General features: G+C 68.6%; 10 protein-coding genes and 1 other RNA gene. 6 read left to right on the top strand and 5 right to left on the bottom strand.

The genetic code is table 11. The features are described 5' to 3' along the window. Together ACRDPN_RS00165 and ACRDPN_RS00160 are read left to right on the top strand one after the other, a co-directional pair. Positions 1 to 367 (top strand): HNH endonuclease signature motif containing protein (locus ACRDPN_RS00165; RefSeq protein ID WP_431445285.1); only part of this gene is annotated, 367 nt, incomplete at its 5' end. 73 nt (positions 368 to 440) lie between these two features. After that, positions 441 to 2,582 (top strand): RecQ family ATP-dependent DNA helicase, encoded by a 2,142-nt coding sequence (locus tag ACRDPN_RS00160; protein ID WP_431445284.1) that lies wholly within the window; start codon positions 441 to 443, stop codon positions 2,580 to 2,582. 47 nt (positions 2,583 to 2,629) lie between these two features. Here the strand turns inward: ACRDPN_RS00160 and ACRDPN_RS00155 are convergent, their stop codons facing one another. Next, positions 2,630 to 4,123, bottom strand: coding sequence for an LVIVD repeat-containing protein (locus ACRDPN_RS00155; RefSeq protein ID WP_431445283.1), 1,494 nt, complete (start codon positions 4,121 to 4,123; stop codon positions 2,630 to 2,632). 185 nt (positions 4,124 to 4,308) lie between these two features. Here ACRDPN_RS00155 and ACRDPN_RS00150 point away from each other — a divergent pair, with 185 nt between their 5' ends. The 3 genes from ACRDPN_RS00150 to ACRDPN_RS00140 all read left to right on the top strand — a co-directional run bounded on the left by ACRDPN_RS00150 (position 4,309) and on the right by ACRDPN_RS00140 (position 7,401). Next, positions 4,309 to 5,454, top strand: coding sequence for a Nif3-like dinuclear metal center hexameric protein (locus ACRDPN_RS00150; protein ID WP_431445282.1), 1,146 nt, complete (start codon positions 4,309 to 4,311; stop codon positions 5,452 to 5,454). Next, complete coding sequence (locus tag ACRDPN_RS00145; RefSeq protein ID WP_431445281.1) at positions 5,412 to 6,194, top strand: zinc ribbon domain-containing protein; 783 nt, start codon at positions 5,412 to 5,414, stop codon at positions 6,192 to 6,194. Before ACRDPN_RS00150 ends, ACRDPN_RS00145 begins: the two co-directional genes overlap by 43 nt. Before the next feature lie 97 nt (positions 6,195 to 6,291). Further along, the gene (locus ACRDPN_RS00140) at positions 6,292 to 7,401 is read left to right on the top strand and encodes a bifunctional RNase H/acid phosphatase (RefSeq protein ID WP_431445280.1); all 1,110 of its coding nucleotides are present in this window, start codon (positions 6,292 to 6,294) and stop codon (positions 7,399 to 7,401) included. 10 nt (positions 7,402 to 7,411) lie between these two features. Here the strand turns inward: ACRDPN_RS00140 and ACRDPN_RS00135 are convergent, their stop codons facing one another. From ACRDPN_RS00135 to ACRDPN_RS00120, 4 genes are all read right to left on the bottom strand, one after another. Then, the gene (locus ACRDPN_RS00135; protein ID WP_431445279.1) at positions 7,412 to 8,176 is read right to left on the bottom strand and encodes a YaaA family protein; all 765 of its coding nucleotides are present in this window, start codon (positions 8,174 to 8,176) and stop codon (positions 7,412 to 7,414) included. A gap of 72 nt (positions 8,177 to 8,248) precedes the next feature. Further along, entirely contained in the window at positions 8,249 to 8,779 is a 531-nt protein-coding gene (locus ACRDPN_RS00130) for a hypothetical protein (protein ID WP_431445278.1), read from the bottom strand. Between the two features lie 119 nt (positions 8,780 to 8,898). After that, the gene (locus ACRDPN_RS00125; protein ID WP_431445277.1) at positions 8,899 to 9,969 is read right to left on the bottom strand and encodes an SLC13 family permease; all 1,071 of its coding nucleotides are present in this window, start codon (positions 9,967 to 9,969) and stop codon (positions 8,899 to 8,901) included. 9 nt (positions 9,970 to 9,978) lie between these two features. Next, entirely contained in the window at positions 9,979 to 10,530 is a 552-nt protein-coding gene (locus ACRDPN_RS00120) for a TMEM165/GDT1 family protein (RefSeq protein ID WP_431445276.1), read from the bottom strand. A gap of 61 nt (positions 10,531 to 10,591) precedes the next feature. Between ACRDPN_RS00120 and rnpB the strand changes: the two genes are divergently transcribed. After that, positions 10,592 to 11,001, top strand: an RNA gene (rnpB, locus tag ACRDPN_RS00115) — RNase P RNA component class A; the annotation flags it as partial.

Below are 11,001 nucleotides of genomic sequence, written 5' to 3'. Positions count from 1 at the left end.
GGGGTACCTCCCGCGAGCGCCAGCGAGTGGGGGAGTCTCGCGGATCGTCACCGACCCGTTCGGCGGCGTGCTCGACGTCACCGAGCTCGGCGCATTCCCGACAGAGGCGCTCGGCCGGACGCTTGAGCTCATCGATGGCGTCTGTGTGTTCCCCACCTGCAACAGATCCGCGGTCGACGCCGACAAGGATCACAAGAAGCCACATCCCGGCGGCCCGACCACGGGCGCCAACCTGTGGAGCCTCTGCCGAAGACACCACCGGATGAAGACCCTTGGTGTCGTCGACACAGACGTAGGGACTCACGGTCGGCATCGTTGGCGCATGCCCAACGGACGAGTCGTCGAGTCACACGCTCACATGGCGTGACCCTTCGCCGCCTTCAGCAAGGTCGAAGCCACCCTTGGCCGCACTTGTCGACGTAGCCTGACAGTGTGACGGCATGTGCACTCCTACCGTCGCCGCCGACACCGAGACCCATGCGCTTGACGCTCTGCGACGTCTGACCGGACTGCCCGATGCCGTCTTCCACGAGGGCCAGCTCGAAGCCATCAGCGCGCTGGTCGACGATCGCCGGCGCGCGCTCGTCGTGCAGCGCACCGGGTGGGGCAAGTCGGCGGTCTACTTCATCGCCACGTCGTTGCTCCGGCAACAGGGTGCCGGCCCGACCCTGCTGGTGTCGCCACTCATCGCCCTCATGCGCGATCAGGTGGCCGCGGCGGAACGGGCCGGAGTTCGGGCCGTCGCGATCAACTCGGCCAACGCCCACGAGTGGGACGACGTCCGTGCACGACTGGCGGCCGACGACGTCGACGTCCTGCTCGTCTCGCCCGAGCGGCTCACCAACCCTCGCTTCCGCGAGGAGCAGCTGCCTGTACTGCGCGAGCGGATGGGACTGCTCGTCATCGACGAGGCCCACTGCATCTCCGACTGGGGACACGACTTCCGGCCCGATTACCGCCGGCTGGCCGACCTCATCGCGTCGATGCCAGACGGCGTCCCGGTGCTCGCCACGACGGCCACTGCCAACGCGAGGGTCGTCACCGACGTGGCCGAGCAGCTCGGCACCGGCGAAAGCTCGAACGAAGTCCTGACCCTGCGTGGTTCGTTGGCGCGTTCGTCCCTGCGACTCGGATCCTTGACCCTGCCCACCTCTCGGGAGCGCCTCGGGTGGTTGCTCAGCCACCTCTCCGACCTGCCGGGCAGCGGCATCATCTACACCCTGACCGTCTCCGGCGCCGAGGACACCGCGCGGTTCCTGGCCGAAGCGGGTCACAGAGTCCGCTCCTACACCGGTCGCACCGACCCCGACGAGCGGATCCAGCTCGAGGAGGCTCTCAAGAACGACGATCTCAAGGCCCTGGTGGCCACCAGCGCGCTCGGCATGGGCTTCGACAAGCCCAACCTCGGCTTCGTCGTCCATCTCGGTGCGCCGTCGTCGCCGGTCGCGTACTACCAACAGGTCGGCCGGGCCGGACGCGCCACCGACAACGCCGACGTCCTGCTGATGCCCGGCCACGAGGATGCCGACATCTGGCACTACTTCGCCACGGCATCGATGCCCAGCCCCAGCAAGGCTTCCGCCGTGCTGAACGCGTTGGGCGACGAGCCGTTGTCGACACCCGCGCTGGAGGCGAGGGTGGACATCCGCCGCACTCCACTCGAGCTGCTTCTCAAGGTGCTCGACGTCGACGGATCGGTGCGGCGTGTCCAAGGAGGCTGGGTCAGCACCGGACAGCCATGGACCTACGACGAGGAACGCTACGAGCGGATCGCCGAGTCCCGCCGCGCCGAGCAGCAGTCGATGCTGGCCTACGAGCGCGGCGAAACCTGTCGCATGGAGCTGCTCCAGCGCGAGCTCGACGACCCGACCGCCGCAGCGTGCGGACGCTGCGATGTGTGTGCTGGTCCGTGGTACCCATCGTCCGCCGCAAGCGATGCGGTCGAGGCGGCCACCAGTGCTCTCGATCGCGTAGGTGTCCTGGTCGAGCCACGCGCCCAGTGGCCCCAAGGGGCCGGCCGGCTCGGCGTCGAGGCCGGTGGGAAGGCCGTTTCCGGCCGCATCGCCACCGGCGAGAGGCCGGACGCCGGCCGGGTCGTCGCCCGGCTGACCGATCTCGGATGGGGCGGCGTTCTCAGGGAGCTTTTCGCCGCCGGAGCGCCAGACGGTCCGGTCAGTGACGACCTGCTCGGTGGCTGCGTTCGCGTGCTCAGCGACTGGGACTGGGCCGAGCGTCCGGTCGGCGTCGTCGCCGTTCCGTCGGTCGCGCGGCCGCAGCTGGTCGGATCCCTCGCTGCGGGCATCGCTCGTCTCGGGCGGCTACCGGTGCTCGGCCAGCTCGATCTGTCAGAGGGCGCGCCGGCCGACAGCAGTGGTGGCAACAGCGCCTATCGTCTCGCCGGGGTGTGGGGCCGGTTCTCGGTCGGTCCTGAACTGGCTGCCGCACTGAGGGGGACCCAGGGACCGGTACTGCTCGTCGACGACCTGATCGACAGCAGATGGACCGTCACGGTCGCCACGCGCGAGCTTCGACAGAACGGGGCCGACTCCGTGCTTCCGTTCGCGCTCGGCGCCGTTGCCTAGTGGCAGCGGAGCGGGTCACCGGTGCCGGCGACCCGCTCCGTCTCGCCTCACCTGAAGCGTCGCCGGAGCGAGACCGCCGCCGCGGCGAGGAACGGCGTGGCCAACAGCGCCACCGCGCCCTCCGCGGGCACCGGTCCTCGCGGCCGGTCCTTGCCGCCGCCTCGGGACCGCATGTCGGTCGGCTCCAGCGGCGGGACCGACAGCCCGGCCCCGGAGAAGCGATAGACGTCGAAACCACGGGTCAGATCGTTGCCGTAGCCGTAGAACGAGCCGTCAGCTGCGATCCGGTTGGTCTTGAACGACCAGGTGTCGCCGTCCGGGAACACATAGTTGCCGACTTCGCGCATCCCTACGCCGTCGCCGATCGCGACCGTGGTCGGCGAGCCCTGCACGTCGGCGAGCCCGGAGATGTCCAGGACGCGGACACCCTGGCCGTACCACCCGATCGTGAGCATCTCCTGGTCGGGGTAGATGCGCAGCACGTGCGAGGTGCATCGGGTGCCGGCCTGCGGCTGCACCACAGGGATGAACCAGGTGCCGAGCTTCTTCGGGTCACGCTCGTTGGAACCAGTCACGTCGTAGACGTGCAGACCGCCACCCGGGCACTCGGCGCTGCCGGCCGCGCCGGCCCGCTCGTCGGTGACGACGAGGACGTCGCGCTGGGTGCCGTCCGCCCGGGTGAGGGTGATCGGGTCGGACCCGTGCGAGACGTTGATCGATGGGTCGACGATCTCGCCGACGATCTTCGGCTGCTCCGGGCTCGTTGTGTCCAGCACCAGCGTCTGCGAAAGCGCGGCCGAGTAGGCCCGGGTGCCTGCCTCGTTGAACGTGATGTCGTGCGACTCCGAGCCGAGCGAGGCTGGGACGAACGGGATCGGGAAGTCCTGCACCTTGCGCGGCGACTCCGGCACCGACACGTCGTAAATGGTGATCGTCGGGCTAGTACTGGTGATGAGGTCGGAGTTGGAGTTGTAGAGGTACTTGCCGCTGGGGTGGATCGTCATGTTGTGTGACCCGCGCGGGACGGACGCGAAGCTGACCGACTTCGGTGCGGTCGGGTCGGTGAGGTCGACGATCACGGTCCCGGAGGAATTCGCGTCCAGACCCAGATCCTTCGCGCACTGGGACGAGGCGCCGGCCGTGCCGAACGTGCCGTCGGCGGTGTACGAGGCCAGGATCCGGGTGCCGTTCTTCCACACCTGGATGTCGCCCTGGCTGATCTGGCAGTCGTAGACGGCGGCGATGCGCGGCGCCGTGGGGTCGGTGATGTCGACGATCTGGAGGCCCTTGCGCAGGGTCCCGGCGAGGGCGTACTCACGCCGTCCGACCTTGAGAAACTCGATGTCCGACCCGGCCTGGGCGGCGCCGGTGTCGTCGTACTGCAGGTTGGCGACTGGTGACATCTCGGTGCCGGCTCCGCTGTCGGCGACCTGCAGCTCCCGGGTGGCCGAGGGTTCGTCCCCGCCGTCGTCGTGGGCGTGGGCGGTTGTGGGCAGCAGCAAGGCCGCTGAGGCGGCGGCAGCCACCGCGGCTATCGTCATGGCACGTCGCATGGCGGTGGTCTCCCGGGAGTGGCCGGTGCGGTCGTTGTGCCCAACGAGCCCGGAACCCTCAGGTCACGCGGCCAGCCCGGAACGCGTGACACTGTGCGCTTCCGTTCACGCTCGCCGCCGTTGCCTAGTGCGGTTCCCTAGTGGGGTTGAGCCCGTCCCATTAGGCTCGGCCCATGCCTGCGCTGGGCGACGTTGTCGCCGTCCTTGACGAGCTCTACGATCCGCGGTGGGCGGACGACTGGGATGCCGTGGGCACGGTGGTCGGCGATCCGAAGGCCCAGGTGACGCGAATCCTGTTCGCGGTCGATCCGGTCCAGGCGGTCGTCGACGAGGCCGTCGCCTGGGGTGCCGATCTCATCGTCACGCACCATCCGCTCTATCTCTCCGGTGTCACGTCAGTCGCCGCGTCGTCCCCCAAGGGGCGTGTGGTGCACGACCTCATCTCCCATGGCGTCGCCCTGCACACCTGCCACACCAACGCCGACGGCCCACCCCTGGGCGTCTCCGAGTCGTTGGCACTGGCACTCGGACTCACCGACATCCAGCCCCTCGAACCCGACCCTGCAGAACCCATCGACAAGTGGGTGGTGTTCGTGCCCGACGACGACGTCGAGCAGGTCACCGCGGCCATGCACGGAGCCGGTGCGGGAGCAATCGGCGACTACGACCACGCGATGTTCCTGACCTCGGGCACGGGTTCGTTCCGGCCGCTCGACGGAGCCGATCCCGCCATCGGTCGGATCGGCGAGGTCGAGCAGGTCGCCGAGACACGCGTGGAGATGGTGGCCGAAACCGGCATTCGCGAGTCCGTGCGAGCTGCTTTGTTGGCGGTCCATCCGTACGAGGAGGTCGTGTACGACGTGCTCGACACCGCGGAACGGGCGTCCGATCGGGGGAGCGGGCGCATCGGCGTCCTGCCCGAAGCGATGCGCCTCGGCGACTTCGCCGCGCACGTCACGCAACGTCTCCCGGAGCACGCCAGCGCCACTCGGGTGGCCGGTGACCTCGACGTCGAGGTGCGGACGGTTGCCCTGTGCGGAGGTTCCGGCGACTTTCTGCTCGGTGCAGCCGACGCCGCGGGCGCCGACGTCTTCGTGACCTCCGACCTGCGACACCATCCGGTCAGCGAGCACCGGGAGCGTCCAGGTGCGTGCGCCGTCATCGACGTGCCGCACTGGGCCGCGGAGTGGACATGGCTGCCGGTCGCATCGAGCGAGGTCGCGGCACGGTGTGGAGATACGGTGGAGACGAGAGTGTCGACGATCGTCACCGACCCGTGGACCCATGTGGTCACCCCGAGCACGAGGAGCACCCGCTGAAAGCCGAACCGTCCGCCCAGCTGACCCTGCTCGACCTGCAGGCCAAGGACTCCGCGCTCGCTCAGCTCGACCACCGCCGTACGTCCCTGCCCGAGCACGCGCGCATCGCCGAGCTCGAGAAACAGTCCGAAGAGCTTGACGGACAGCGTATCGAGGCAGACACCGCGGTCTCCGACCTCACCCGAGCCCAGGCCAAGGCCGATGCCGAGGTCGAGCAGGTCAAGGCGCGCCGTGCTCGCGACGAGGACAGGCTCAGTTCCGGCGCGATCACCAACCCGAAGGATCTCGCCAGTCTCCAGCACGAGCTCGGTGCGTTGGAGCGCCGTATCTCCACCCTGGAGGATGACGAGCTCGAGGTCATGGAGCAGCTCGAGGAGGCCCAGAACCGGCTCAACTCGGTCACCGCCGATCTCGATGCCGTCAAGGTGGATCTCGAACACGTCACCACGGCCCGTGACTCCGCGATCGAGGCCATCGACGCCCAGGCAGCGACCGCTGCGAACGAGCGGGAGGAGGTCCTCGCACAGGTTCCGGAAGACCTGCTCTCGCTCTACAGCAAGGTGCGCGAGCAGTATGGCGGCCTGGCCGCGGCTGTCCTTCGTGCGCGACGCTGCGAGGGTTGCCGGCTCGAGCTCAACGGGGCCGACCTCCGCGAGATCGCGGCCAAGCCCGACGACGAGGTGCTCCGCTGCCCCGAGTGCAGCCGCATCCTCGTGCGCACCGCCGAGTCCGGCCTGTGAGGCACCCCACGGAACCGCTCGCAAAGCTCGCGCTTCCGCGGGGACCCCGCCCTAGCGCAACCAGTGCGGACACCTCCAGGTTCCGAGGTGGCTTGCTGTGAGTCGTCGCGTCATCATCGAGGCCGACGGAGGTTCTCGCGGCAATCCCGGCCCGGCGGCCTACGGGGCTCTGGTGCGCGATGCCGACACCGGCGAGGTGATCGCCGAGCGGGGCGAGTCCATCGGCATCGCCACCAACAACGTTGCGGAGTACCGCGGCCTCATCGCAGGGCTGGAGCTCGTGCGCGAGCACGCCCCGGACGCCGAGGTCGAGGTGCGGATGGACTCCAAGCTGGTCGTCGAGCAGATGGCCGGACGGTGGAAGATCAAGCACGCCGACATGAAGCCGCTGGCGCTGCAGGCTCAGCGGCTGGTGTCGGGCGACGTCACGTGGACCTGGGTGCCCAGGGAGTCCAACAAAGCGGCGGACGCCCTGGTCAACGAGGCGCTCGACTCCGCGACGGGCTCCGTCCTCCGGGTCGGCGTGGCCCAGCCGGACCAGGAGGAGTCGACCTTCGAGCGTCTCAGCGCCACCTGGCGCATGCGCACCCAGGAGAAGCCGACCACCGTGATCATGCTCCGGCACGGAGTCACCGAGCACACGGTCAACAAGGTGTTCAGCGGCCTGGGCGGCGACGACCCCGGTCTCACCGATCTCGGTCGCGAGCAGGCCCATCGAGCCGCGGCTCGGTTGACCAAGCGTGGACCGATCGACGCGATCGTGTCCTCACCGTTGCGACGCACCCGGGAGACGGCCGACGTCCTGGCGGCCGAGCTCGACCTCGAGGTGCAGATCGAGCCGGGATTCGCCGAGGCGGGCTTCGGCGACTGGGACGGTTACAACTTCCTCGACATCATGGAGCGCTGGCCCGACCACATTCAGTCGTGGCTGGACTCCCCGGCGGTCGCTCCTCCCGGCGGCGAGTCCCTGGAGGCGGTGTTCGAGCGGGTCGACGACGCCCGCGCGCGACTGCTGAGCAAGTACGAGGGCCAGACCGTGGTGCTGGTCACCCATGTCACGCCGATCAAGATGATGCTTCGGTCGGCCCTCGATGCCGACATGACGGTCATCCACCGGTTCGAGCTCGCACCGGCATCGGTCACCACCATCCAGTGGTGGTCCGACGGATGGCCGGTGGTGGTCGAGTTCTCGGTCGTGCCGGATTAGGGAGTCCGGTTCACAGCTGGGCAACCACGACGTCGAGCCGGTTGGCGTCGCGCTCGACGGTCCACCCGTGATCGCTCAACGCCTCACGCAGTTCTCCGACGGAGTTCGGGTGTGCGTCGCTCTCGAGCAGCCCACGCACGAGCCGGCCCTTTGTCGCCTTGTTGAAGTGGCTGACGACCTTGCGGGTGCCGCCGTGCTCGTGGAGGACGCGGATCTTGGCGGTGCGGGCGGCGAGGTCGCCGGTCGGCTCGTGCAGATTGACGTAGGTGCCTGACCGGAGATCGACCAGCAGACCGTCGTCGACCAGTTCTTCGAGCGCGGGGCCGAGTCGGGCGCGCCACACCCCGGCGACGGTTCCCAGTCGGGGCAGTGACACCGTGCCGGACAAGCGGTACGCCGGGATGCGGTCGCCGGGTCGGACCAGCCCGAACAGAGCGCTGACGATCGCGACGTGCTCGTCGGACCGCTTCCGTGCCGGGTCAGAAAGCGTCGGCGGGTCCCATGCGGCGTACAACACGCCGGTGTAGACCTCATCTGCACGCGACGTCGGTTCGTCCAGCAGCCTGGCGTTGCGCTCGACGGTGTCGGCCTGGGTGGGGCCGAGACCCAGCCGCTTCATCGCTCGCGTCCGGTTGCTCTGACAGACGGTCATCAAGGTCCGGAGGAGTCGCTCGCGCGTCGGATTGAGTCCCGGTAGTGCGAGGGAATCGAGCTCCAGCGGCTGGCCGGTCGCCGGGGGAGTCTTGCCCTCGGACGGAGGCAGCAGGATGAGCACCGGGCGAGCCTACCCAGCGTCTTCGCGGCTCAGCGCACCAACGGTGGTGGTCGAGCTCCCGGTCGTGCCCGACTATGTCTTCTCGGCCGACACGTTCATGACGGTCGGCTCATCGGCAGGCTTCCGGCTCTCGAGCAGCAGCCAGACGAACACAGGCAGGAAGAGGAGCTTGAGAACCTCCGGCGGTTTGGGCACGTCCGCCAGGTTGGACGCCCACAACGCTGCGGCGTAGACGAGCAGCAACGGCACCGTCGCCAGACCGAGCAGGCGCGACCTGCCCTTCGAGTCAGATAGCAACATGACGAAGCACCAGGCGACGAAGGCGAGCGTGAGGGTCCCTTCGAGCCACTGGCCCAGGGTGATGTAGGCGAAATCGTGAAAGCCGTCGTTGGACGTCAGCGGGCTGATGGCTTGCAGCAGGAAGATACCGCCGAGGAGTGCTGTGCTGACGCAGGCCAGCTGATTGATGGGCTTGGGCACGTTGAAATCGAACATTGCGGACGCGAGCAGGAAGGCGCCAGCAGCCAGCACGAAGTGCAAGCCGACCTCTTCATCGCCGAATGCGACGCTGAAGACGGCTGCGGTTGGGATGACGAGCAGCAAGGCGATGGCGCCGGAGAATCCTCGTGGTGATCTCATGTCGTTGCCTCTTCCTTGTCCTGCGATTGCTCTTGTCCGAGACTAGTCGCCGGTCAGGGTGTGGCCGAGACGTAATCGCTGCCTCAGCGCACCAGCGACGTCCAGCCCCAGAGCGCCGTGGTGCACAGGACGACGACGACCGGCGTGGTGACCAGGCCAGCCGCATGAAACGTGAACCACGACGCGACGTCCCTGGGAATGGATCGACGCCAGAGCAGGTTGGCGAGCGAGCCGATGGCCGTCAGATTGGCTCCGACGTTGAGACCGATGAGCAGGGCCAGCACGTTCACCGGACCGGCCGCAGCCGCGACCGGGAGCAGGAGCAGTGCGGCCGGCATGTTGTTGATCAGGTTGGCGGCGACCATCGCGACGAGCGCCGTCACCACGAGCGCGACGAGTCCGTCACCGGAGGGGACGTAGTCGTCGATGCCATCGGCCGCTTGGGTGCCGCCCAGCCACACGACCACCAACGCCCACACCAGCACGAGGGCCGCGAGCGGGAGGTTCGCCGCCTCGTAGAGGTCCCGCCACGTGGTGGTGCCCCGGACGAGGGCGTATCCACCGAGAAGGATCGCCCCGGCGGCTGCCGGCACCCAGAGCTCGGCCCCGCTCGCCAGACCGAGCACCACCACGACGACGACCGCGGACGGGAACAGCGGCACGGACGGCGCCTCGACGACGTCAGGGGCCGGATCGTCGGCCAGGTCGCGTCGGAACCAAAAGCGCACGACCGCGAGCTCGGCGGCCACCCCGACCGCCCAGGCCGGAAGCATCAGCCAGGCGAACTGGACGAAGGCGAGCCCGGTCGCCGCGAACGCCAGCAGGTTGGTGATGTTGGAGACCGGAAGCAGGATCGACCCGGTGTTGGCGACGCGCACCGCGGCCAGGGCGGTGGCTCGCCGGGCTCTCCGGGCCGCGAGCAGGAGCACGGGTGCGAGCAGCAATGCGGTCGCGTGGAGGGTGAGCGCTGCGGTCACCACAGCTGCCAGCACGACGGCGAAGACGAGCCGTCGCACCGGTGCCGCGATTGTCGATCGCGCGACCACGGCCCCCCACGCCTCGAACAGACCCTCGTCCGCGCACGCCCGCGCGAGAATCATCATGGCGACGAGGAACCCGACGATGGCCGTCAACGAGAAGAAGTCGTGGCTCACGCGGCGAACCTATCCGACCAGGAGCCACACCCCGACGGCTGCGAACAGCGCGGCCGAGATCAGGTGCACGAACCGGAGGGGCACGACCTTCAGCAGGGTGCGGCCGACCAGCACGGCCAACACGATGGACACCAGCATCCCGATCGTGCTCCCGATCCAGACCAGCACCCAGTGGTACTGCGTCGCGAGGGTCATCGTGGCGAGCATCGTCTTGTCCCCGAGCTCCGCGAGGACGAAGGCGGTGGCCACGACGAGTACAGCCCGTCCACCCCGCTCTCGCGGCCTGGGCTCCTCGTCCTGTTGCGACTCACGCAGGGCCAGGACGGCGAAGAGGAGGAACAGCACACCGCCTGCGATGCGCACTGCGTCACGGGGGAGTGCGTCGCCGATGACGTCGCCGGCCAGGGCCGAGACGAGGTTGATGGCGGCGCACGCCAGCCCGGCTCCGAGGATGACGGTGCGAGCCCGGTATCGGGTCGCGAACGTCATCGACATCAGCTGACTCTTGTCGCCGAGCTCGGCGACGAACACCAGCACGGCGCTCAACAGAACCGCATACATGAACCCAAGCTCCTCGTCCGGGCGGACGTGGAGCCTATCTGACGGCTACGATCGACTCGAATGAGTTGGCCGGGCGGTCGCGGCGGACCCTGTCACCACGAAGGTGCGTCGAGGAAAGTCCGGACTCCACAGAGCAAGGTGGTGGCCAACAGCCACCCACGGCGACGTGCGGGACAGTGCCACAGAAATCAGACCGCCAGCGGCCCCAGTTCTTCGGATCTGGTGGTGCGGGTAAGGGTGAAACGGTGAGGTAAGAGCTCACCAGCGCTCCGGGTGACCGGGGCGGCTAGGTAAACCCCACCAGGAGCAAGACCAAGAGGGCCCACACCGCTTCGGCGGAGTGGTGCCTGCGCTGACGGGCTGCTCGTCCGATGTCAGCGGGTAGGTCGCACGAGGCGCGCAGCAATGCGCGTCCCAGATGGATGACCGCCCCTCACCTCCGGGTGAGGACAGAATCCGGCTTACAGGCCG

It is taken from the genome of Aeromicrobium sp. (genome assembly GCF_050700635.1).
Lineage (GTDB): Bacteria > Actinomycetota > Actinomycetes > Propionibacteriales > Nocardioidaceae > Aeromicrobium.
Note: the sequence above shows the minus strand (reverse complement) of the source record. Positions and strands in the feature narration are given on the sequence as shown.

Coding starts and splice junctions, on each gene's coding strand:
- ACRDPN_RS00120 (WP_431445276.1), bottom strand. CDS start 10,530: ATGTATGCGGTTCTGTTGAGCGCCGTGCTGGTGTTCGTCGCCGAGCTC.
- ACRDPN_RS00160 (WP_431445284.1), top strand. CDS start 441: ATGTGCACTCCTACCGTCGCCGCCGACACCGAGACCCATGCGCTTGAC.
- ACRDPN_RS00150 (WP_431445282.1), top strand. CDS start 4,309: ATGCCTGCGCTGGGCGACGTTGTCGCCGTCCTTGACGAGCTCTACGAT.
- ACRDPN_RS00155 (WP_431445283.1), bottom strand. CDS start 4,123: ATGACGATAGCCGCGGTGGCTGCCGCCGCCTCAGCGGCCTTGCTGCTG.